This window comes from Neptuniibacter sp. QD37_11 (genome assembly GCF_047778105.1).
GTDB lineage: Bacteria > Pseudomonadota > Gammaproteobacteria > Pseudomonadales > Balneatricaceae > Neptuniibacter.
Genome location: NZ_CP180552.1, coordinates 64851 through 88722 on the forward strand (window position 1 = coordinate 64851; position 23872 = coordinate 88722).

A 23872-nucleotide genomic window follows, 5' to 3' on the forward strand; every position below is an offset into this window, starting at 1 on the left:
ATCGCCAGTTTGATTCCTTTATTTGATTGATTAATCAAATAAAGTTGTGGTCTTTTATAGATTGTTAGCAAACACGGGGAACTGCTAAACAGCACTGCTGTCTGAGCAAGCATCCTTCCCGTTTATAAATGGAGTTACCTATGGATATTTGGCTGATAGCTCTGGTGTCTGCTTTGGCGCTGGTTTCAGTATTTCTTTCACGCAAAGTTACTCATGAGAATAGTTTTTTTAAAGGCCGCACCGCAGAAGGTCTGGCGCCGGGCCTATTAACGCTGATTTTCTCGCAGGTAACGACTTGGATCTTTGCGCGCTCATTACTGAATGCAGCCATTTTGGGTTTTTATTATGGGATATGGGGCACATTAGCTTACGCGGCTTATTATCTGTCGTTCTTGACTGGTGGGAAGATTGTCGATCACCTCCGATTTGAGGAAGGTTACGAGAGCGTTCAAGCGTTTCTAATTGATCGTTTTGGTCAATGGGGCAGTCGCTGTTACAACTTTGTCATCGGTGTGCGTTTGGTCAGCGAGGTATTTGCCAACCTTCTGGTTATCGGCATCTTGTTTGGTGCGGCAGGCACGCAATCTTATACATTGGCGGTTGTCGGCTTAGCGGTTGTTACCTTGATCTACTCCATGTTGGGCGGTTTACAAGCGTCCCTGCGCACTGATTTTTTCCAGATGATGGTGTTTATTGCTGTCTTGGCCGTGTTGTTAGCACTGGTGGCTGGTGGCGGCCACTTCAATGCTGATCTGATCGCGTTTAAACCGTTCGAAATTAGTGATCCGGGTCCAATCCTATTGATCGTAGCCCTATTGCAAGTGTGGAGCTACCCAATGCACGACCCAGTGATGATGGACCGAGGTTTCTTGGCGGATCGTGAAACGACAAGACGTAGTTTCATCCATGCGGCTTGGATTAGCAGTATCTGCATTATCGCGTTTGGCTCATTAGGAGTGATAGCGGGAGCGAATGCGATCTCAGGGGAAGATATGAATCAGGCGTTGACGCGTCTGTTGGGTGAATTGCCGATGTTCCTGTTTAGTGCTTCTTTAATCATCTCCGCCATGTCTACTTTGGACAGTACACTGACCAGCTCGGCGAAGATGATGGTTGTAGATATGAAGCTTCTGCCTGTGAATTTGCGTAATGGCCGTATGGTGATGGCGTTGTTTATGTTGATGGGCCTAGTGATGGTATTTATCGGCAACAAAGATCTGTTTAGTGCGGTAGCTGTCAGCGGTACGGCTTCGATGTATCTAGTGCCAGTTATCTTCTTCAGCTTGTGGGCTAATCGCCGTGATATTCCAGTTTGGAGCTACCTAGGCAGTTTTATCCTCGCGATGGCTGGCGCATTGCTCTACTTCACGGAGTCTTCGGGTTACACGGCGATGTTGGGCGAAGCGCATAAATACACTAAGTTACTTTGGATCTGTATGGTTGTGATGATTGGTGGTTGTGTTCTGTTCTTGGTCGGTGGAGCCAGCCAAAAGCAATTGCAGCCAGCGTAATGGGTTAGATAACCCTAGATTTAAGGAATGTAGCTCTAAGAAATGTGAGTTTAGGCAATATGGATCTTGGAACACTAACGGGGCCGCTGCTGATATTTGGCGGCCCTTACAGCAATTTAGCAGCCACCAGAGCGCTTAAACAGGAAGCCGACAGTTTAGGCTTGTCTTTGCAGCAAGTTATCTGCACAGGGGATCTGGTGGCCTACTGCGCGGAACCCGTCGAGACATTAGCGTTAATCCGTGACTGGGGTATTCCCGTGGTAATGGGTAACTGCGAAGAGTCCTTAGCAGCGGATGCGCCTGATTGTGGCTGTGGCTTTTCGGAAGATTCGGCTTGTTCCCTGCTCTCAGTCGAATGGTACCGATTCGCTAGTCAACAGGTTTCTCCAGGCGATAAGCTCTGGATGGGGCAACTACCTCGGCAAATCAGCTTTGAGCTGGCGGGTAAACGATTTCAAGTTGTGCACGGCAGTGTCGACCGGATAAACGAATTTATCTTTGCCAGCAGTTCAGCGGAACATAAGCAGGCTCAGCTAGATCTAGCGGGTACTGATGTTGTGATTGGCGGCCACTGTGGTATCCCTTTTGGAACTCAATTGGAGCAGGGGTATTGGCTGAATAGCGGTGTGATCGGCATGCCGGCGAATGATGGCACGGCTTCTGTCTGGTACATGCTTTTGACGCCAAATGCGCAGGGCATTGAGGTCAGCTGGCATCGCTTGGATTATCCTGCGGATCAGGCTAGCGAGAATATGCAGCAAGCGAATTTGGCAGCGCCTTACGCTGAATGTTTACGGACAGGCTTTTGGCCTAGCGAAGATGTTTTGCCTGAATCAGAGCGCGCAATGCGTGGGCAAATGCTCGAACTTTCTTCGATCCTTATCGCCTAATTTACACTTCCTTTTATCCTCATCTCCTGTAGTAATTCTTAAGTTAATAAAATTAATAGGGGTTACTACTTATCTGTTGTTTTCCTAGGCTTATACTGAATTCTTCAGATTTTGTCTGTTTTATGCCTGTCATTTTTATCTTTACCAAATGAAATATATAAGGTATAGATTGGGGTAAACCCTAATAAGGTATTCCTTATGGATTTCACATTAACAGAAGAACAACAACTGATTCAGGATACCGCCAAGCGCTTTGCTGAAAGTGAATTAGCACCGGTAGCGGCGGAGCTGGATCAGACAAAAGACAAGAGCATTCTGCTGGCCAATTGTCAGCAACTCGCCGAATTGGGTTTTATGGGGCTAAACATCTCTGTAGACCATGGTGGTACTGAAGCGGGAGCTGTCGCCTTCAGTTTAGCGATTACCGAAATCGCCCGTGCCTGTGCATCAACTGCAGTGACTATGTCAGTGACCAACATGGTGGCGGAAGTCATTCAGGCGATGGGTACTGAAGAACAAAAATCTAAATACTTGCCATTGATCTGCAGCGGCGAATATCGAGCAGGTAGCTTCTGCTTAACCGAAGCGGGTGCGGGGTCCGATCCAGCATCGATGCGAACACAAGCTGTGAAAACCGATCAAGGTTATGAGATCAGCGGCACTAAGCAGTGGATCACCAGCGCTGAGTTTGCAGGCGTCTTTGTGGTGTGGGCGGTGACCGATCCGCAAGCGAAAAAAGGCAAGGGGATTACCTGCTTTTTAGTTGAAGCAGGTAGCGACGGAATCACAGTCGGCCCGGCAGAAAAGAAGATGGGTCAACATGGCTCAGCGACCAATGAAGTGCACTTTGATCGTGTGCTTGTACCTGAATCGGCGATTCTAGGTGAGCTAAATGATGGTTTCCGTCTTGCTGTGGCAGAACTTGCCGGTGGACGCATCGGCATAGGCTCTCTCGCGTTGGGTGTTGGTTTAGCCGCGATGGATTATGCCATCACCTACACCAAAGAGCGTAAGCAGTTTGGTAAAGCGATAGCTGATTTTCAGGGCCTGCAGTGGATGATTGCGGATCGTTCTACCGAGTTGGAAGCCGCCCGATTACTCCTTTTAAACGCCGCTGATCGTAAACAGCGTGGACTTACCTTCGCTAAAGAAGCCTCCATGGCAAAACTCTTTGCCAGTGAAAAAGCCAATCAAGCTTGCTACAGCGCGCTGCAGCTTTTAGGTGGCTACGGCTACATGCAGGAGTACCCACTGGAACGTTATGCCCGCGATGTGCGAATTACTTCAATTTACGAAGGCACGAGCGAAATTCAGAGACTCATTATTGCGCGAGAAATACTGGCTGAGCACCAGTAATTAAAGATTGCTCATGCGTATAAGAATACAAAAATAAAAAATGATGGATGGGAAACTAATGACAACCGAAACCTATCAGGATTATTACGATAAGTTTGATCCGGCCATGATTGAAGAGCTCATGATCGGTAACCTCAAAGATGGATTTAATGTCTGTGAGGAGATTGTAGATAAATGGGCGGAAGGCGATCGAATCGCTCTGAATTACGAAGGCGCTGAGCGACCTGCTTCGCAAATGACCTTCGTGGAATTGAAAGAAAAGTCTGCCCAGTTTGCGAATTTCCTTACCGCTCAAGGCATAGGTAAAGGCGATCGCGTTGCGGCTTTGCTACCGCGCACTCCAGAACTGATGGTGGTGATTATGGGTACCCTGCGCGCAGGCGCTGTATACCAGCCGCTGTTCACGGCGTTCGGTTCCGGTGCGATCGAGTACCGAGTACAGCAAGCGGGTACTAAGTTGGTGGTGACCGACCCAAGCAACCGTCCAAAACTGAATGATGTAACGGATTGCCCGGCCATCCTGACTTTCAATCGTGATCAGGCAACTGATGCCTCAAGTGATCTCGATTTTGCCGCTGAGATTGAGCAGCAATCTACAGAGTTTACACCGGTAAAAATTGGCAAAGATGATCCATTTTTACAGATGTTTACCTCAGGTACAGTCGGAAAATCTAAAGGCGTTGCGGTACCAAGCCGAGCGCTACTCTCGTTCTACGTGTATATGCGCTTTGCCATTGGTTTGCGTCCAGAAGATACCTATTGGAATGTTGCCGATCCAGGTTGGGCTTACGGCCTTTACTACGCGGTGGTTGGTCCTCTGCTGTTGGGTAATACCACGCACTTTTGTGAGGCGGCGTTTACACCAGAAAGTACCTACGACATGCTGCGCAAATATAAGATTACCAACCTTGCGGCAGCACCAACGGCTTACCGTATGTTGATGGCAAACGATGATGTCTTGGCTGCGGATGAAACCTTCTCGCTACGCGTAGCGAGCAGTGCAGGTGAGCCGTTGAACCCAGAAGTAATCAGTTGGGTCGATAAGCGCTTAGGTTGCCCTGTAATGGATCATTACGGTCAAACGGAAACCGGTATGACTGCATGTAACCATCATGATCTTAAGCAAGATGTAGTGCGTGTGGGTTCTATGGGTTTCTCAATGCCAGGTCATCGCGTCGTTGCCCTAGATGCAGACTTTAATGAGATCCCTGAAGGTGAAACCGGGCAGCTAGCAGTGGATGTGGATAACTCGCCACTGTTTTTCTTCCAAGGTTATACATGGCAAGAGAAGCACCCATTCCATGGTCAGTACTACCTCACCGGTGATGTCGTGATGAGTCATGGTGATGGCAGTTATTCATTCACAGGTCGTGATGATGACATCATTACTACGGCGGGTTACCGCGTAGGGCCAGCTGATGTAGAGAGCACATTGTTAGAGCACGATGCAGTAGCGGAGTCGGGAGTTATTGGCAAACCGGATGTTAAACGCGGGGCTATTATTAAAGCTTATGTAGTGATTAAGCGTGAGTTTGATCCGACAGAAGAGCTGGCTGAAGAGTTAAAGCAACTGGTACGTACACGTCTTTCAACTCATGCTTTCCCTCGCGAGATCGAGTTTATGCCAGAACTACCAAAAACGCCGAGCGGCAAGATTCAGCGCTTCATCCTGCGGAATAAAGCGCGGGATGAGCATGAGGCAGTTGCTTAGGCTGTAGTAAGGCAGATTGGAGTTGTGTATGAAGTTGGATATTGAGCAGTTGCAAAGCTTTCTTGCAGAGCACTTTCCCCAAGGTGAGCAGTATGGGGAATTGGTGGAGTTAGGTGATGGTACTGCCACTATGCGTTTGCCGGTGGACGATCAACATCTGAGACCGGGCGGTACAGTCTCTGGCCCTGCGATGATGGGTCTAGCTGACGTGACGGTCTATGCGGCGCTATTAAGCCGTATCGGCCCCGTGCCTTTGGCGGTGACGACTCAGTTAAATATCAACTTCTTACGCAAGCCTTCTGCCGATCGCGATATCTTCGCTACGGCGCAGATGCTCAAAGTCGGAAAGCGTTTGGCGGTGGGTGAAGTGTATATCTTATCGGAAGGAGATGAGGAACCGATGGCTCATGCGACCATGACCTACTCAATTCCTGATCCTGATAAACGTTGATCGTGAACTGATCGCACCTGAGCTTGCTCAGGTGCGGTTAGATCAAGCTTGTTCGTTTAGTTGAGACGCTTGTTTTACCAGAGAAGCAAGGCTACCCGCGCGCATCTTACTCATAACTCGTGAGCGATGTACTTCAACCGTTTTAGGGCTGATATCTAGCTCTTCAGCGATCTGGCGATTGGCATTACCAGCAACAACCAGCGCCATTACCTCTTTCTCACGACGGCTTAAGCTAGCGTAGTTTTCTTGAATCTCTAGCTGCGCACCTTGTTCGTCGCGTGCTTTTTGCGCTTTGCTTAACGCACGGCCAACTAAGCGTAGTAGCACATCGCCATCGAACGGTTTCTCTAAGAAATCCATCGCGCCCTGTTTCATCGCGCTCACTGCCATTGGGATATCACCGTGGCCGGAGATCACAATAATCGGCATCTGGATATTACGCTCCTGCATGATTTGTTGCAGGGCTAGGCCGTTAATCTCCGGCATACGTACGTCCAGTAACATACAACCGATTTCGCCATTAAAGTTATCCAGAAACTCCCGTGCAGAAGGGAAGGTAACAACGTTGTGATTGGCAGATTCTAAAAGCCATTGCATGGAATCACGAAAATCTTCGTCATCGTCAACAATATAGATAGTGCCTGTCGGGTTTGTTTGCATCATTGCTCTCTTAACGGCAGTTTCAGATAAAAGTGCGTACCGGTTTTACCGTCACTCTCTGCCCACATCTGGCCCCCGTGGGTTTCGATAATGGTACGGGAGATAGAAAGGCCCATACCTAAGCCAGTTGTTTTGGAGGTGTAAAACGGTTCAAACAGCTTGGCTAAACCTTCGCTGCTAATCCCTTTTGCTTTGTCCTCTACCGAAACATGAATATAACCTTCGGCAGCTTTAGTAGTGATAATAACGGGTCTGTAGGCCTTGTTACAATCGTTGTAGGCCTCAATTGCGTTCCGCATCAGGTTAAGGAGTACCTGTTCGATCTGTACTTTGTCGGCTACCAGAGGGGGTAAGTTATCCCCAAATTGAAAATCAAAGGTGATGTTGTGGTCTTGTGCTTCCTGACAGAGAAAGGCGCTGACTTCCTTACAACTGTCATTAATTGGAAAAGCAAAACACTGATAATCGGTCTTGCGCACAAAGGAGCGCATCCGTTTGATGATCTCCGAAGCACGCTTGGCCTGCTTCATAATTAACTTCATCGAGCCGGATACGGTTTTCACCGGATCAGCATCACCCTCTTCCAAACGCCTCTGCGTGCCATGGCAGTAATTCAAGATCGCAGCTAAAGGCTGGTTTACCTCGTGGGCAAGCCCAGTGGCCATCTCACCTACCGAGAGCAAACGAGACATGTGTGCTAACTCGAGTTGATGACGCTTAGCTTCCTCTTCCGCTTGAAGGCGTAGGGTAATATCGCGTCCGATCAGCGAGTAGTATTCAACCTGATCATTCTCACGGCGGTTGCGGTGGGCAATGATTTCGCGAATCTCCGCCACACGGTTGAGTTCAGGGGCCAATTGCATTGGGATACTGCCGTACCAAACCCCATGAATGGAGGCGTGTTCCAAGGCATCTTTGATCAGAGTGTCTAAGATTTCTTCAGAGAAAAGCTGCGATAGATAGTAGACCACCGGTTTATCTTTCTCTGCTCCAAGGGTGTGGTAAGCCGACTCATTCAGATAGGTCAGCTTATGAGTTTTGTGGTTACAAAACATGATCATATCGGATGAGGCTTCAACCACGCGCGCGAGTCGACGCATATCTCGTTGTGCTTCTTCACGCTCGGTAACATCACGCGATACACAGATTATCTCTTGTGGATTTCCGCTGTCATCACGGATCACACGGCTGGTGGTTTCTAGCCAGATATAGTGACCTTTTTTGTGACGATATCGGTACACATTGGTGTAGACGCCGCTGCGATAACGGACGCTGTCATCGCGCTTGGATAGATTGTCTGCATCTTCAGGGTGGAACTGCTCATACCCCGCCATGCCGATAATCTCTTCGGGGGTGTAACCGAGTACAGTTTCAACCGCAGGGCTGGCATCTATGTAGGTCCACTCTTTAGTGGGTGTGTGTCGGGAGATCATATCGGTCGACTGTTCTGCTAAAAGTCGATAACGATCAGCATCAGCCTTACAACGGGCGAGTTCTAAACTCTGGTCATCACTCATATTTAAACCTGCGGGAAATCCCGATCTTAAAACCTGTTATTTTTATACTTAGACTTTAAAGCAGCTTTAAGGATAAGGGAAGATACTTATATATGGTTAATTGTAGTTTTAGGTCTGCTAAGCAGATGATCTGAAAGGTGTTTTTTTGATCAGTTGATGCTAGTTTTGGCGTGGGCAATTAAAGGAATAATAACAATGATAACAAGCCAAAACCCTTACGAGATTGGGCTGGATAAGAATCAAGCCAATTACGCTGCGTTAACTCCGCTCAGCTTTCTAGAGCGAGCTGCATTTGTTTACCCCGACCATACTGCTACCGTGCATGGCGACGCACGCCGCAGCTGGTCCGAGACCTATACTCGTTGTCGTCGCTTTGCTAGTGCTCTGCAACAACGCGGTATTGGCAAGGGCGATACCGTATCCGTTATCGCGCCAAATCTTCCCGAAGTATTTGAAGCGCATTTCAGCGTGCCTATGTCTGGCGCGGTTCTGAATGCGATCAACGTGCGACTAGATGCCGAGGCGATCGCGTTTATCTTGCAGCATGCCGAATGCAAAGTGGTACTGGTGGAGCGTGAATTTGGTGCTTTGGTTAAACAAGCACTGGAGATGGCAGATATAGATCCCTTAGTGATTGCGATTGAAGATTATAGTTTCACCGAGGGTGAGCAGATCGGTAGTATCACTTACGATGAACTGCTGTTAGAAGGTGATCCTGAGTTTGCTTGGCAGCCGCCCGAGGATGAATGGGATGCGATCACGCTGAACTACACCTCCGGTACGACCGGCGACCCCAAAGGGGTGGTGTACCATCATCGAGGCGCTTACCTGAATGCAATGAGCAATGTGGTCTCTTGGGATATGGGGCGTCATCCCAAGTATCTTTGGACCCTGCCGATGTTTCATTGCAATGGCTGGTGTTTCCCTTGGTCTTTGGCTGCGTCTGTTGGTACCAGTGTGTCCCTGCGCCATGTTCGCGAAGAGAAAATTTACGATCTAATTCGTGAAGAAAAGATCGATCATTTCTGCGGTGCCCCGATTGTTCTAAATATGCTGAATAACGCGCCTGATGAGATCAAGCAGGGGATTGAGCACAAAGTTAAGGTCATGACCGCTGGTGCTGCACCGCCTGCTGCAGTTATCCAAGGGATGGAGGAGATGGGGATTGATGTCACCCATGTCTATGGTCTGACAGAGACCTACGGCCCTTCTGTGCTGTGTGCATGGCACGATAAGTGGGATGACAACAGCATCGAAGAGAAAGCCCGTCTCAAAGCTCGTCAAGGGGTGAAAGCGCCTATGCTTGAAGACTTGATGGTGGCTGATCCAGATACTCTAGAACCTGTACCGCAAGATGGCGAAACCATCGGCGAGATCTTTATGCGCGGTAATCTAGTCATGAAAGGTTATCTAAAGAACAAACCGACTACGGATGCGTCCTTTGCAGGTGGCTGGTTCCACTCAGGTGACCTTGCGGTGTGGCATGAAGATGGTTATATCGAGATCAAGGATCGCTCTAAAGATATTATTATCTCTGGCGGTGAAAATATCTCCTCGATTGAGGTCGAAGGCGTGCTTTATCGTCACCCTGACGTGTTGGAAGCAGCAGTGGTAGCTAAGCTCGACGATAAGTGGGGTGAGGTACCTTGTGCCTTTATCAAACCTAAGCCGGGTGCGAGTTTAACCGAGACCGAAGTTATCGAGTTTTGCCGCTCCAATATGGCGCGTTTTAAAGCGCCGAAAGTGGTGGTCTTTGGTGAACTACCTAAAACATCGACAGGCAAGATCCAGAAGTTTGTTTTACGCCAACGCGCCGAAGCAGAAGAATAAGTGCTGTATCTCTTTGCGCACTTTTTCTTAAAGTGCGCAATTTTATCCAAGTATTAGTTTTGCTCATCCCTCTACACTGTAGTTAAGGAACCTGCGAATAAGCCTCATACTTTCTCAGTGGGCTATAAAGGGACCAGATACGCGAAAGTCAGTGCAGTTAAATGTCGATACCTTTGCAAGCTGACTGACAAAGTAGATGGTCGTTTTAGAGCCCACCCTACGGGGCTTATAGAGCAACTGAATCGCTTTGTTAATGATTTTCGACAGGCAACCAGCATGCCTGCAATCATTGCCTCGCGCTTCAATTGCTCTGTAAGCCTGAGTCGTATAGGACTTGTTCGAAGGTTCCTTTAAGCTGCAGGCGATTTATACTAGCAAGAGCGGTGAAGAGTGATGAATCAGGATAACCAGTTTCAATACAGTAAAAGTGAGCACTTAGAGCAAGTTACCGTTCTAAATGCCGCGATCAGCGATTTCTCTTATGGACGCCATGCCCATGAGGAGTATTCGTTCGGGGTTACGCTGAGTGGTCGTCAGGACTTCTTCTCCAGTGGTCAATTTCACCGCAGTCATCCAGGCAATATTATCGTCTTTAACCCAGATGAAGTGCACGATGGCCATTCTGGTGTCGATGATAAATTGCAGTACCGCATGCTCTATGTGCACCCTGATCAGCTAGCACCTGCCTTCCAAGCCGCCGGTATCAAAAGCCAAGGTTTTCGTGTGGCAGATACCCTGTTGGATGATCCCCAACTCTGTCAGCATATTCTGCACTTAGTTCAGCTGATCGAGAATCGTTCCGAAGATAAGCTGCGCCAAGAGTGTGAGCTTTATCAGATGGCAACGCGGATCGCGCAGCTGTATGGCGAATGTCAGGCGGATCAAAAGGCGCGTCGTGTCGATAGCTTACTTCTGCGAGCACGGGATTTTATTAATCACAATCTGCAAACTGATGTCTCCCTTGAAGAGCTGAGTCAGCAAGCCAACCTCTCGAAGTATCACTTCCTGCGGATGTTTCGGCAGCAATTTGGTCTCACGCCGCACCAATATATTTTGAACTGCCGGATCAATCGCGCCCGTGAAGATCTGGAAAAGGGTAAAGCTCTGGATGATGTGGTGTTTGATTATGGCTTCAGCGACCTAAGTCACTTCAACCGGCGCTTTAAACCGATCTTTGGCATGACGCCCAAGCAGTATCAGAAGCACTTTCTGAACGCTTAAATTCAAGGTTCCTCCGAGCCCCTTAAATCTCTCTTTTAAATCCGAGTTGATCACTATGGTTGAAATACTCCTGTACGCCTTTGGCGTGATGTACACCCCTGGTCCCTGCAATCTACTCAGCTTAAATGCCGGTATACATGGGCAGATCCGTTCGGCATTGGCGTTTAGCCTTGGTGTAGGCAGTGCGATGCTGGTGCTGTTTCTACTGTTTGGCTATGTCGGCGCTTGGTTTATTACCGCGGGTTACGAGCTGTTTCTTAGTGCTGCAGGCAGTCTTTATATTCTCTACTTAGCCTACAAAGTGGCTTTGTCAGCCATGGCCGCGACGGAAGTGAAGGCTAATCAGAACCCGATGAGCTTTAAAGAGGGATTGATCCTGCAACTACTTAACCCTAAAGCGTTTATAGCGATCTTGCCGATAGTTTCGGTGCAGTTTCCGGCAGCAGAGATATCGGGATACGCTATTTTTGTCTGGTCATTACTGCTATCCACAATGGCGTTTGCCGCGCCGAGTAGTTATCTGTTGATGGGCGCGCGATTAGGTAAGCTTATTCACAATCCGCGCTACTTTCGCTGCTTAAACTGGGCGATGTCGTTACTGTTGGTGTATGTGGCGTTAGATATTGCTTATCAACATATATTCCTGAAGCTGGCTTAGGAGCGGTAGATTATTAGCTGCAGTCGGCTTGCGCGACCAGTTCGATGATCCGGATTGCATCTAGCTCAAGGTTTTTAACCACATTGCTGCCCATCTTCTTAAACTCGGGGCCAAGGATCATGGCGGGAGATACCGCTGCAGTCTGGCTTTTGGATTGTTGCTCTTTACTGAGTTGTTTTTGTCGCCAGGCGAGTGCCTCTTGGCTCCAGTCATCGTAACTTTGGATTTTAAAGCCCGCTTGTTCGAGTAGGCTTACTAATTCTGATTGTGTAATTAGGTGGGAGTTGCTCGGTTCTCGCGCCCAAGGCACAGGAAACTGCATCGCTTCTGTATTGGGCCCTTGGATGACTTCGTGTAGCAGTAATCGACCTTGTGGCTTTAAAACACGTCGACATTCAGCCAATGCTTGCTGGCTATTGGGGATATTGAGCAGGCTATGCTGGAAGATAATCAGGTCAAAGCTATCGCTGCAAAAGGGTAATTGCTGCGCATCGGAAGTGACCAGTTTAGGAGTATCAAAAGAGGGTAATAATTGTGATATTTGCTGGTGGGTTTGGTTAAATTTGTGGGTTATATCCAGCCCAATCACATTAATACGCAGTTCTGACTCGATTAAACGCATCAAACCGCCCAACCCAGAGCCAATATCTAATACTCGATTCGGCCTGCACAATTTTATTTGTTGCAGTAGCTTCATAGAGGCTTTGATGCCGCCAATATGTAACTGATCGATAGGGGCCAATTGAAACGCAGTTGGCCCCTGTGGATAAGATAAGTGCAGTTGGCGGATGATCTGGTCGCCATCGAATGCTTGTGAATAATGTTTATTAACCTCAGTCACGGCCTATTCCTGTATCTAATCTAATTCTCATCGAGCCCCAGCTCTTCGATAGAGATCTCTCGCATCTTAAATTTCTGGATCTTGCCGGTGACGGTCATCGGGAAGTTTTCGACAAATTTGAAATAGCGCGGGATCTTAAAGTGACTGATCGCTCCTTGGCAGAAGCTTTTCAGCTCTTCTTCAGACACGTTGTCTGCTTGAGGTGTCAGTTTGATCCAAGCGACCAGTTCTTCGCCAAATTGTGGATCGGGTACACCGGTGACTTGAACATCGGAGATCGCAGGGTGGGTGTAGAGAAACTCTTCGATCTCTTTCGGATAGATATTTTCGCCACCGCGGATCACCATATCTTTAATACGGCCGACAATCTGCACGTAGCCTTCAGCATCCATAATGGCGAGATCGCCGGTATGCATCCAACCTTGTGGATCGATCGCATTTTGCGTGGCCTCTGGATTGTTCCAATATTTCAGCATCACGCTGTAGCCACGGGTACATAACTCACCTACTTCGCCTCTGGGCTGCACTTCACCTGTAGCTGGATCGATAATCTGGCTTTCAATATGCGGTTGGGTACGGCCTACGGTAGAGACGCGTTTATCAAACGGATCATCGGCAGCCGTCTGGGTGGATACCGGGCTGGTTTCGGTCATGCCGTAGGCGATCTGTACCTCGCGCATATGCATTTTGGTATTGACCGCTTTCATCACCTCAGCAGGACAGATTGAACCCGCCATAATGCCGGTGCGCAGGCTACTCAAGTCATATTGCTCAAACTTAGGGTGCTCCATCTCTGCGATAAACATTGTAGGGACACCAAACAAGGCGGTCGCACGCTCTTCGGCAACGGCGGTGAGGACGGATTGCGGCTCGAAACCTTCGTCAGGGTAGATCATCGCCGCACCGTGGGTGACACAGCCTAAGTTGCCCATCACCATGCCAAAACAATGGTAGAGCGGCACAGGAATAACTAAGCGATCCTGATCGGTGAACTTCATACTCTCGGCAACAAAGAAGCCGTTATTCAAAATATTGTGGTGAGAAAGCGCTGCCCCTTTCGGGAAACCGGTTGTGCCGGATGTGTACTGGATATTGATCGGGTCATGAATATCTAAGCTCGCCTGCACAGTACTCAGTTGCTCGGCACTGATCTGATCTGATTGATCTAGAAATTCCTGCCAGCACCAACTACCTGCAAATGCCTGCGAGGAGAGGCTGATCACGCCCTTGAGGTTGGGTAGCGTAGTAGAGGTTAATTGGCCGGCTTGCGCTGTTTTGAGCTCCGGCGCAAGCGCGTAAAGCATCTCCATATAGTTAGATGACTTAAAGCAAACCGCAGAGACCAGATACTTGGTGCCAGATTGGTTAAGCGCGTACTCCAATTCATGGGTGCGGTAGGCCGGATTGATGTTTACTAGAATCGCACCGATCTTTGCCGTCGCTAACTGAGTAATTGTCCATGCCGCACAGTTAGGGGACCAGATACCAACACGATCACCTTTCGAAACGCCTATCGCCAGAAATGCTCGTGCAGCCTGATCTACCTGTTGCTGTAACTGCGTGTAGGTCAGGCGAATATTCTGATGACGAACGATCAGTGCATCGTTATCTGGAAATTTTTCTGCCGTTAAATCAAATTGATCACCAATGGTGATATCCAATAAGGGCTCGGTTTTAGAGCCTTGAGTGTAACTGTGTAGATCGGACATGTTGGATAAACCTTTTCTATTTTTGTTGTTAGGTCTATGTGTATTTCAAGCTGAGTATTAACGATGCTGGCTGTGGTATTCCAGATTGGGTTGCATATCCACAGCGCTCGCGACTCGATTGGTCATGTTGTAGAAACCTGCGATGTTGGCGATATCCCAGATATCTTGATCACTAAAACCGGCATCTCTTAGCTGTTGGCGGTCATCTTCATTCATGCGGTGGGGTGATTCGGTCAGCTTGACCGAGAAATCGAGCATAGCGATGTGTCGTTCTGAGAGTTCGGCAACACGGTAGTTCATCACCAGCAGTTCACCGAGAGTTGGTTCTTGTGAGTATTCACGCACAGCAGCGCCATGAGCAACCTGACAGTAGTAGCAGGCGTTACTGGCAGAAACGGCTACCGCGATCATCTCTTTTTCCAAATTGCTGAGGCCGCTTTTGCCTAGCATTAACTCGTTATACAAGCTGGAAAATGCTTCTAACTGAGCGATGTTGTGGCTGTAAGCTTTCAGCACGTTAGGGATTAAGCCCAACTTTTCTTCGCATAAAGCGAAGTACTTCTGGAACACTTCTGGAAGTTGATCTTGTGAGGGTACAGGTAGATCTAACGCCGTAAGATGAGACGGTTGTGGATTCATGTTGTTTCTCAAATAGATGATTTAGGAGTGAGGGCTAGGGCTACTTTAGAGCCGTTACTGCGTTGCAGCTGCTGGCTGATCCAGTGGCTCACTTTGATGAGTTCGTCTAGTTGCACGCCGGTTTCAATGCCGAGACCATTGAGCATATAGAGCACATCTTCGGTGGCGACATTGCCTGATGCGCCTTGGGCATAAGGACAGCCTCCTAAGCCAGCGACAGAGGTATCGATGACACTGATCCCCTCTTCAAGCACTGCATAGATATTGGCGAGAGCTTGGCCGTAGGTGTCGTGAAAGTGTGCGGCTAATTTTGAAACGGGTATTTCTTTGGTTACGGCTTCTATCAGCCTTTTAGCCTTCAATGGTGTACCGGTGCCGATTGTGTCGCCTAGAGAGATCTCATAGCAGCCCATTTCGATCATCTCTTTACAGACAATCGCGACCTGTTCAACGGATATTTCGCCGGCATAAGGACATCCCATCACCGTGGAAACATACCCTCTAACAGGGATATTGTTGGCGTTAGCTTTTTCGATCAGCGGCGCAAACCGCTCCAAGCTTTCGGCAATCGAACAGTTAATGTTCTTTTGAGTAAACGCTTCAGAAGCGGCGGTAAATACCGCAACTTCATCAACCTCTGTGTTGAGTGCTTTATTCAAGCCAGTTAGGTTGGGGGTGAGTGCGGCATAAGTGGTGTTTGGATGACGCTGAATACCCATCATCACTGCACTGGCGTCAGCCATTTGTGGAACCCACTTAGGAGAAACAAAACTCGTGGCCTCAATATGACTTAAACCTGCATTGGACAGCGCATTGATCAGATCGATCTTAATATCAGTCGGAATAATATCGCCGGGCTCATTTTGTAAGCCATCCCGAGGTCCTACCTCGACCAACTTGACCTGCTTCGGCAATGTCATGATGCGGCTTCCTCTTCGGAAAATTCCAGCTCCAGAAGTTCCGCACCTTCTTCGACTAGATCCCCTGCGGCAAAGAAGACTTCACTGACTGTGCCTGCATGAGGAGCTGAAATACTGTGCTCCATCTTCATCGCTTCCATGATCACTAAGGCTTCGCCGGCTTGTACCGATTGCCCTTGCTCAACTAAAACCTCGACGACGACACCGTTCATGGGTGCGGTGAGAGAATGATCGGCTTTCCCTTGCTCAGAAACGTGAGTGGTTTGATGCAAACTGCATCGGGAGCTGAGGTCGTGATGAAACAGGTGAAGCTCATTACCATCGCGGAAAAAATGCATCTGTAGCTGTTGATCATCAACTTGAACCTGAAGTTGATCATCCTGCTGCGTCAGGCTGATGGCATATTGCTGCTCATCAACAGTAACGAGCTCAGTCTCTGCCCGCTGTTCGATATTTATGTCATGGATTGCTTCACCCTGCTGTAGCTGAAGGGTTCGAACAGAAGGGATATTCAAGCGCCAGTTACGTAGAGCGTTAAACGGGGAAGGGTGAGCATGACTCTCAGATTGAGCTTGAGTTTCTAACTGCCCAAACAGACTCGCCGAGATGGCGAGATAGAGTGGCTTGTCTATGACTGGCTCGGCAAAGAGCAGATCGTAGTGGCGTTCGATAAAACCAGTATCTAAGTCGAGATTTGCAAAAGGTTGTGCAGATGCTAGATCTCTTAAGAACTTCAGATTGGTTTTTAAACCGGCAATACGGTATTCCGATAAGGCTCGATTCAGACGCAAAATTGCGGCATTGCGATCTTCACCCCAAACAATCAGCTTCGCGATCATTGGGTCATAATAAGGGCTAACCTCATCACCTTCGCGGACACCACTGTCGATACGGACACAGTCGGATTCTTCGGGTGTGGATAAGTATTTTAAAGTGCCTGTCGCCGGTAGAAAATCTTGCGCAGGGTCTTCGGCGTAGATACGGGTTTCGATCGCATGCCCCTTGGCTTTGATCTGATCTTGAGTCAGCGGAAGCTTGGCACCTGCTGCGATCGCCAATTGCCACTCTACGAGGTCGACGCCGGTGACGTACTCGGTCACCGGGTGCTCCACCTGAAGACGGGTGTTCATCTCCATAAAGTAGAATGAACCGTCGGTGTCGTATAAAAACTCGACCGTACCTGCACCGACATAGTCGATGGCTTGGGCGGCGCGGACAGCCGCTTCACCCATAGCTTTGCGGGTTTCGTCCGCTAAATTAGGGGCGGGTGCTTCCTCTATGATCTTCTGGTGACGACGCTGGATAGAGCAATCGCGATCGGCGAGATAAACACCATTACAATGTTGATCACAAAAGACCTGCACTTCGATATGACGCGGTTGCTCCAAATAGCGCTCAATCAGCATATCGGGGTTAGCAAAAGAGTTTTGCGCTTCTCGCTGCGCGGCTTGTAAGGCGCTATCGAATTCATCCACAGAGCGAACCACACGCATCCCTTTACCACCACCGCCAGCCACCGCTTTTAGCAGCTGTGGATAACCGCAGTCTATCGACGCTTGTTTTAGGCGCTGTGGATCTTGATCGTCTTCATGGTAACCCGGAACCAAAGGCACATCTGCTTTAGACATAATCGCTTTGGCCGCGGACTTCGAGCCCATAGACGTGATTGCGCTGGCTGGTGGACCGATAAAGGTAATGCCGTGGCGTTCCAACTCAGTCGCAAACTCAGCATTCTCAGATAGAAAACCATAGCCTGGGTGTACCGCTTCAATTCCGGCTGTACGGCAGATCTCTAGGATCTTATCTGTACGCAGATAACTCTCAGCACTAGGTGCGGGGCCGAGTAGATAGGCTTCATCAGCCATCTGAACATGCTTAGCCTTGGCGTCTACTTCGGAGTAAACCGCAACACAGCGAATACCTAAACGCTGTGCCGTTTTGATTACACGACAAGCAATCTCACCGCGGTTAGCGATTAAGATTTTACGCGGTAGTGCCGTCGATTGTGTTTCGCTCATGACTCTACCCACTCTGGCTTTCGTTTTTCTAAAAAGGCGCTCAGACCCTCTTGGCCTTCGGGGCTGACTCTTATCTCGGCGATCCGTCTGGCTGTGTCGGTGATCAGATGAATATCTATATGACTATCACTGACTGCAGCGACTAAATGTTTGGCAGCGGCCATCGCCAAAGGGCTGTTTTTCAGCAACTGATTGATCAATTGGTGGCAGCTCTCATCGAGTAGCTCGGTTGTGGCCACGACTTGGTGAACTAGACCGTAATGATGGGCTTTGCAGGCAGAAAAGGATTCGGCGCTGATCATATAGCGTCGAGCCTGCCTTGAGCCCATTGCACGGATCACATAAGGCGAGATCACTGCGGGAATCAGACCAATTTTGACCTCACTCAGGCAGAACTGACTCTGTTCGGTGGCGATAACAAAATCACAGCATGCGGCCAAACCTACAGCACCACCGTAAGCTGCGCCTTGTACTAAACAGATCGTAGGTTTGCTGAGGATATCCAGTTGATGCATCAAAGCGGCTAACTGCTTAGCGTCATCAAAGTTGTCGTCATAGCTGTTTTTGGCCATACGCTTCATCCAGCCAAGATCGGCACCGGATGAAAAATTCTTACCTTCAGAACGCAGCACCAAAACGCGTACATCGGGGTCTTTATCGCAGGCCTCTAAATGACCTAACAATTGCGAGATGATCTGATCGTCAAAAGCGTTATGCACTTCAGGTTTGTTAATCACGAGATGCGCTACGCCTTGGGCTTTATTTAATAACACTACTGGCTTAGTCATAGTCGCCTCCTTACATCCGGAAGATGCCAAATTTACTATCTTCAATTGGCTGATTGAGGGCCGCTGATAGACTCATTGCAACCACTTCACGGGTTTGAGCCGGATCGATCACACCGTCATCCCAGAGTCGTGCACTGGCGTAATAGGGGTGACCTTGTTGCTCATATTTCTCGATAATCGGTTGCTTAAAAGTGGCCTCTTCTTCGGCGCTCCAAGTTTGGTTGTTGCGCTCAAGTTGGTCGCGTTTAACTGTGGATAAAACCCCAGCGGCTTGCTCGCCACCCATCACTGAGATTCGGGCGTTAGGCCACATCCACAGGAAGTTAGGGCTGTAACCGCGACCACACATTCCGTAGTTGCCTGCCCCAAAAGAGCCACCAATCAACACCGTGATTTTAGGTACGTTGGCACAAGCCACAGCGGTCACCATTTTGGCACCGTGTTTGGCGATCCCTTCGGATTCGGCTTTCTCGCCCACCATAAAACCGGTGACATTCTGCAAGAACAGCAGTGGAATCTTTCGCTGGCAGCAGAGTTCGATAAAGTGCGCGCCTTTTTGAGCTGAATCGCTGAATAAGATCCCGTTATTGCCGATGATGCCGACAGGATAGCCGCATATATGCGCAAAACCTGTTACTAAGGTTGTGCCAAACTGTTGCTTGAATTCATCGAAATTAGAGCCATCCACGATCCGGGCAATCACCTCGCGGACATCAAACGGTTTTTTCAGATCGGTACCGACAACACCATAGATCTCCTCTTCGTTATAAAGCGGAGGCTGCGGTGCTTGTAATTGCATGTTGGTTTGCTTAACGCGATTGCTATTGGCGATGCAGCGTCTGGCGAGTTGCAGTGCATGGGCATCGTTGTCGGCGTAGTAATCGGCTACCCCAGAGACTTTACAGTGCACGTCTGCACCACCTAGTGCTTCTGCGGTTACGACTTCACCTGTGGCAGCTTTAACCAAGGGTGGACCTGCTAGGAATATCGTACCTTGATCACGGACGATGATGGATTCATCGGCCATGGCTGGCACATAAGCGCCCCCAGCGGTGCATAACCCCATGACGACGGCAATTTGAGGGATACCTTTGGCAGACATCCGCGCTTGGTTGTAGAAGATGCGGCCGAAATGATCGCGATCGGGAAACACTTCATCCTGTTGAGGCAGGTTAGCGCCACCAGAATCAACCAAGTAGATGCAGGGCAGATTGTTCATCTCTGCGATCTCTTGCGCACGCAGATGTTTTTTTACCGTCAGTGGGAAGTAAGTACCGCCTTTGACCGTGGCATCATTGGCTACAATCATGCAGTCTTGGCCGCACACTTGGCCGATACCGGCGACGGCACCTGCTGCAGGAATGTTATCTTCGTATACCTGATAAGCCGCGAGTTGGCCTATCTCTAAAAAGGCCGAACCTGGGTCTAACAGTTGATCGATACGCTCACGCGCCAGTAACTTACCGCGTGCTCTGTGGCGCTCCTGATACTCAGGGCCACCGCCTTGTGCGATTACTGCAATTTTATCTTTTAGATCAGCCACCGCCGCGCGCATTTCGCGTTGGTTGGTTTTAAATGACTCTGCCTGTGTATTTATTGTTGTGTGCAGAACAGCCATAGATAGTCTCCTAGTCGCCTGTTGATGGCTTACTTATTCATAAACAGCTCACGACCGATAAGCATTCGGCGTATCTCTGAGGTACCTGCTCCTATCTCGTAGAGCTTGGCATCACGGAGTAAACGACCGGTTGGAAATTCATTGATATAACCGTTACCGCCCAAGAGCTGGATCGCATCCAGTGCCATTTTGGTTGCGGTTTCGGCGGTATAGAGGATCACCCCCGCGCAATCTTTTCGGCTGGGTTCTCCGCGCATCGCTGCTTGGGCAACGCTGTAGGTGTAGGCCTTGCTGGTATTCATTAGGGTGTACATATCGGCGATCTTGCCTTGTACGAGTTCGAACTCGCCGATCGCTTGGCCAAACTGATTTCGATCACGAATGTAAGGGACTGCGATATCCATCGCCGCAGCCATAATCCCCAAAGGACCACCGGCTAACACTAAGCGCTCGTAATCCAAACCGCTCATCAATACGCGGGTACCACCGTTGAGTTCACCTAAAATGTTCTCTTTCGGTACTGGGCAATCTTCGAAGACCAGTTCACAGGTGTTTGAACCCCGCATCCCGAGCTTGTCGAGCTTCTGGTGACGGGAGAAACCTGGGTAATCTCGTTCGACAATAAATGCGGTAATCCCTTTAGCGCCTGCGTTTGGTTCGGTCTTGGCGTAGATTACATAGGTGTTGGCGTCGGGACCATTGGTGATCCACATCTTGTTGCCGTTCAGCAGGTAGTGATCGCCATTGTCGCGGGCATGCAGTTTCATGGAGACCACATCAGAACCCGCATTGGGCTCGGACATAGCCAATGCACCGACATGTTCACCGCTGATCAATTTCGGCAGATATTTTTGCTTTTGCTCTTCGGTACCGTTGCGATGAATCTGGTTAACACACAAATTGGAGTGAGCACCGTAAGACAGGGCAACGGACGCGGAGGCACGGCTGATCTCTTCCATGGCGATCACATGAGCTAAATAGCCCATATCGACACCGCCATATTCCTCTTTAGCCGTGATACCGAGTAGCCCCATATCACCGAACTTGCGCCATAGATCCTGAGGAAACTCATTATCCTTGTCGATCTGTTCTGCTCTTGGCGCTATCTCTTGTGCAGCAAAATGGTTTATTTGCTCACGCAACATATCTAATGTTTCACCAAGGCCAAAATTCAGGCTGGAATACTGTGAGATCATAGTCGTACCCTTGTTACCGGCGTGTCGATTTATCCACAGATCACTTAAGGATCAAGTAAAGGCTTAATCGATTAACCGGCTCTTTGTTGTTTTTGTTTTAGTTCGAGCAATGTTTCATGGCAGCGGAGTTCTGCGTTATCTAACTCCTGCTGCAAAATCGCGATATCTTGAAGCTGCTGTTCCAGCTCCGAGCGTTTTTCATTAATTTTTTCCAACAGCAGAGTTAGCTGCTTTTCACTTCCTGTCAGCGTTTCATCCCACAGCGCAAAAAGCTCCCGGGTTTCCGCTAGTGAGAACCCGAGACGTTTACCGCGCAGTATCAGCTTTAAACGCACGCGATCTTGTGTGCTGTAGATACGTGTTTGCCCGCGTCGTGTCGGAAAGAGCAGCTGCTGATCCTCATAGAAACGGATGCTTCGCGTGGTTAACGCGAACTCTTTCGCTAGCTCGCTGATGGAATAAGTCTGTTTGCTATTCATAAAAATCCGCTGTTTTTAACTCTTTACAGGTTAAGCAAAGTTTACGTTCACGTAAAGGTCAATAAAGGAATTCCTGTATTTTTGTAAATATTTTAACCGCTTTTGTAAGTTGCTGAAAAATATAAACTAAATCGTAAATATATCGTTTTTTGCAGTGCGACTACGACTAAAGTTGTACTGGATTTTATGTAGGGGTAATTGCTAGTTTGGGCGACAGCTTATCAGCATTTAGCCGTATTTTTAGGTTGTTGCGCTGGTTAAATAAAAATAAAAAACAGCGAGGATCAGAGTCTGCATGAGTGTCGATTATGTACTGCAAACCTCAGATTTGATTAAAGAGTTTAAAGGCTTTACTGCGGTAGATAAGGTCAACTTGAACGTCGAGCGTGGCAGCATTCACGCCTTGATCGGGCCTAATGGAGCCGGTAAGACGACCGTGTTTAATTTGTTGACCAAATTTTTAATCCCAACGTCCGGTCAAATTCTTTTTAATGGCGAAGATATCACCCAGATGCGTTCCGCCGAGATCGCACGTAAAGGGGTGATCCGTTCTTTCCAGATCTCTGCGGTGTTTCCACATCTAACGGTGTTGGAGAACGTCCGTATTGCCCTTCAACGCAAAGAGGGCAACAGCTTTCATTTTTGGAAGTCTGACAAAGTCTTAGACAAGCTTAATGGCCGTGCGATGGAGTTGCTGGAGTCGGTAGGTCTTCAAGACCATGCGAACTCCGTGACCGTCGATCAGCCTTATGGTCGTAAACGTGCTTTGGAGATCGCAACCACATTAGCCCTAGATCCAGAACTGATGTTATTGGATGAACCAACTCAGGGTATGGGCCATGAAGATGTTGAAGTGGTGTCGGACCTGATCAAACAGGTTTCCAAAGATCGCACCATTTTGATGGTTGAGCACAACCTGCATGTAGTTTCCAAACTGGCGGACCGTATCTCTGTTCTGCAGCGTGGCGCGATTCTTACCGAAGGTGATTACGCCACGGTATCAGCCGATCCACGTGTTAAGGAAGCTTACCTTGGTGTTGCTGCGGATGAAGAGACTGAAGCTGCTAAGCCTGCTGAAACATCCCCTGAAAAAGAGGAGGTTGTGGCATGAGCTTAGGTGGCAATGAAAAACTCCGTATCAGTGACCTGCACTCTTTCTACGGTGAATCTCATATTCTGCACGGCATCGATATGCATGTGATGCAGGGTGAGCTAGTCACCCTATTGGGACGCAATGGTTCAGGCCGTTCAACTACGTTGCGTTCGATCATGAATATGGTGGGCCGTCGTAGTGGCAGCATCAACGTCAATGGTCGCGAAACCATCGATATGCCGGCGCACAAAATCGCCCATTTAGGCATGGGTTTCTGTCCGGAAGAGCGCGGTATTTTTTCCAGTTTAAACGTGGAAGAAAACCTGATGCTGCCGCCGACTGTGCGCAGTGACGGCATGAGTGTAGAAGAGATCTATGAAATCTTCCCCAACCTTTACGAACGCCGAACCAGCCAAGGCACACGCCTATCCGGGGGTGAACAGCAGATGCTGGCCTTAGCGCGTATCTTGCGTTCGGGCGCAAATATCTTGTTGCTAGACGAGATCACCGAAGGTCTGGCACCGGTGATTGTGCAGAAGTTGGGTGAGGTTCTAACCAAGTTAAAAGAACGCGGATTGACCATCTTGTTGGTAGAGCAGAACTTCCGTTTTGCGGCACCGATTGCGGATCGTCATTACGTGATGGAACACGGTCATATCGTGGAAGAAGTTCACAAACACGAGCTGACTGAAAAAACAGAATTACTAAACACCTATTTGGGTGTTTAACAGCCTTGAGGAGCCTATGAATAAGCCTTTTACAGGCC

Annotated in this window: 21 protein-coding genes; 10 read left to right on the forward strand and 11 right to left on the reverse strand. The window is 48.8% G+C overall.

The genetic code is table 11. The features are described 5' to 3' along the window. Positions 1–140: 140 nt before the first annotated feature. The 5 genes from ACMXYT_RS00280 to ACMXYT_RS00300 all read left to right on the forward strand — a co-directional run bounded on the left by ACMXYT_RS00280 (position 141) and on the right by ACMXYT_RS00300 (position 5919). The gene (locus ACMXYT_RS00280; RefSeq protein ID WP_415899658.1) at positions 141–1511 is read left to right on the forward strand and encodes a sodium:proline symporter; all 1371 of its coding nucleotides are present in this window, start codon (positions 141–143) and stop codon (positions 1509–1511) included. Between the two features lie 59 nt (positions 1512–1570). After that, on the forward strand, positions 1571–2401 hold the full coding sequence (locus ACMXYT_RS00285; protein ID WP_415899659.1) for a metallophosphoesterase family protein: 831 nt from the start codon (positions 1571–1573) through the stop codon (positions 2399–2401). A 198-nt stretch (positions 2402–2599) separates the two neighbouring features. Further along, entirely contained in the window at positions 2600–3757 is a 1158-nt protein-coding gene (locus ACMXYT_RS00290; protein ID WP_415899660.1) for an acyl-CoA dehydrogenase family protein, read from the forward strand. A gap of 58 nt (positions 3758–3815) precedes the next feature. Beyond that, positions 3816–5468 carry an AMP-binding protein gene (locus ACMXYT_RS00295; RefSeq protein ID WP_415899661.1) on the forward strand — a complete coding sequence of 551 codons (1653 nt, stop codon included), beginning with the start codon at positions 3816–3818 and terminating at the stop codon, positions 5466–5468. A 28-nt stretch (positions 5469–5496) separates the two neighbouring features. Next, positions 5497–5919 (forward strand): PaaI family thioesterase, encoded by a 423-nt coding sequence (locus ACMXYT_RS00300; protein ID WP_415899662.1) that lies wholly within the window; start codon positions 5497–5499, stop codon positions 5917–5919. Between the two features lie 42 nt (positions 5920–5961). Here the strand turns inward: ACMXYT_RS00300 and ACMXYT_RS00305 are convergent, their stop codons facing one another. After that, positions 5962–6582, reverse strand: a complete 621-nt coding sequence (locus ACMXYT_RS00305) for a response regulator transcription factor (protein ID WP_415899664.1) — start codon at positions 6580–6582, stop codon at positions 5962–5964. Then, positions 6579–8096, reverse strand: a complete 1518-nt coding sequence (locus tag ACMXYT_RS00310; protein ID WP_415899665.1) for a PAS domain S-box protein — start codon at positions 8094–8096, stop codon at positions 6579–6581. Before ACMXYT_RS00310 ends, ACMXYT_RS00305 begins: the two co-directional genes overlap by 4 nt. 195 nt (positions 8097–8291) lie before the next feature. On the opposite strand from ACMXYT_RS00310, the gene ACMXYT_RS00315 reads away from it, so the two are divergent. The 3 genes from ACMXYT_RS00315 to ACMXYT_RS00325 all read left to right on the forward strand — a co-directional run bounded on the left by ACMXYT_RS00315 (position 8292) and on the right by ACMXYT_RS00325 (position 11805). After that, the gene (locus ACMXYT_RS00315) at positions 8292–9926 is read left to right on the forward strand and encodes an acyl-CoA synthetase (RefSeq protein ID WP_415899666.1); all 1635 of its coding nucleotides are present in this window, start codon (positions 8292–8294) and stop codon (positions 9924–9926) included. A 393-nt stretch (positions 9927–10319) separates the two neighbouring features. After that, a complete protein-coding gene (locus tag ACMXYT_RS00320; protein WP_415899667.1) occupies positions 10320–11147 on the forward strand; it encodes an AraC family ligand binding domain-containing protein in 828 nt (275 codons plus the stop codon). Between the two features lie 55 nt (positions 11148–11202). Beyond that, positions 11203–11805 carry a LysE family translocator gene (locus ACMXYT_RS00325; protein ID WP_415911725.1) on the forward strand — a complete coding sequence of 201 codons (603 nt, stop codon included), beginning with the start codon at positions 11203–11205 and terminating at the stop codon, positions 11803–11805. A 13-nt stretch (positions 11806–11818) separates the two neighbouring features. On the opposite strand, the gene ACMXYT_RS00330 is transcribed toward ACMXYT_RS00325, so the two are convergent. From ACMXYT_RS00330 to ACMXYT_RS00370, 9 genes are all read right to left on the reverse strand, one after another. After that, on the reverse strand, positions 11819–12646 hold the full coding sequence (locus tag ACMXYT_RS00330) for a class I SAM-dependent methyltransferase (protein WP_415899669.1): 828 nt from the start codon (positions 12644–12646) through the stop codon (positions 11819–11821). A gap of 20 nt (positions 12647–12666) precedes the next feature. Further along, positions 12667–14355 carry an AMP-binding protein gene (locus ACMXYT_RS00335; protein ID WP_415899670.1) on the reverse strand — a complete coding sequence of 563 codons (1689 nt, stop codon included), beginning with the start codon at positions 14353–14355 and terminating at the stop codon, positions 12667–12669. Between the two features lie 57 nt (positions 14356–14412). Then, a complete protein-coding gene (locus tag ACMXYT_RS00340; RefSeq protein ID WP_415899671.1) occupies positions 14413–14994 on the reverse strand; it encodes a peroxidase-related enzyme in 582 nt (193 codons plus the stop codon). Positions 14995–15002: 8 nt separating this feature from the next. Beyond that, positions 15003–15914: a hydroxymethylglutaryl-CoA lyase gene (locus tag ACMXYT_RS00345; RefSeq protein WP_415899672.1), complete on the reverse strand. Its 912-nt coding sequence runs from the start codon at positions 15912–15914 to the stop codon at positions 15003–15005. After that, positions 15911–17932: an acetyl/propionyl/methylcrotonyl-CoA carboxylase subunit alpha gene (locus ACMXYT_RS00350; RefSeq protein ID WP_415899674.1), complete on the reverse strand. Its 2022-nt coding sequence runs from the start codon at positions 17930–17932 to the stop codon at positions 15911–15913. The genes ACMXYT_RS00345 and ACMXYT_RS00350 overlap by 4 nt, the downstream gene beginning before the upstream one ends. Further along, complete coding sequence (locus ACMXYT_RS00355; protein ID WP_415899675.1) at positions 17929–18720, reverse strand: enoyl-CoA hydratase/isomerase family protein; 792 nt, start codon at positions 18718–18720, stop codon at positions 17929–17931. The genes ACMXYT_RS00350 and ACMXYT_RS00355 overlap by 4 nt, the downstream gene beginning before the upstream one ends. A 10-nt stretch (positions 18721–18730) precedes the next feature. Then, entirely contained in the window at positions 18731–20338 is a 1608-nt protein-coding gene (locus ACMXYT_RS00360) for a carboxyl transferase domain-containing protein (protein ID WP_415899676.1), read from the reverse strand. Between the two features lie 29 nt (positions 20339–20367). Then, positions 20368–21534 carry an isovaleryl-CoA dehydrogenase gene (locus ACMXYT_RS00365; protein WP_415883029.1) on the reverse strand — a complete coding sequence of 389 codons (1167 nt, stop codon included), beginning with the start codon at positions 21532–21534 and terminating at the stop codon, positions 20368–20370. Between the two features lie 71 nt (positions 21535–21605). Next, positions 21606–22013 (reverse strand): MerR family transcriptional regulator, encoded by a 408-nt coding sequence (locus tag ACMXYT_RS00370; RefSeq protein WP_415886455.1) that lies wholly within the window; start codon positions 22011–22013, stop codon positions 21606–21608. A gap of 295 nt (positions 22014–22308) precedes the next feature. Here ACMXYT_RS00370 and ACMXYT_RS00375 point away from each other — a divergent pair, with 295 nt between their 5' ends. Both ACMXYT_RS00375 and ACMXYT_RS00380 read left to right on the forward strand, forming a co-directional pair. Beyond that, complete coding sequence (locus tag ACMXYT_RS00375) at positions 22309–23124, forward strand: ABC transporter ATP-binding protein (RefSeq protein WP_415899677.1); 816 nt, start codon at positions 22309–22311, stop codon at positions 23122–23124. Further along, the gene (locus ACMXYT_RS00380) at positions 23121–23834 is read left to right on the forward strand and encodes an ABC transporter ATP-binding protein (RefSeq protein ID WP_415883032.1); all 714 of its coding nucleotides are present in this window, start codon (positions 23121–23123) and stop codon (positions 23832–23834) included. Before ACMXYT_RS00375 ends, ACMXYT_RS00380 begins: the two co-directional genes overlap by 4 nt. Positions 23835–23872: the final 38 nt, after the last annotated feature.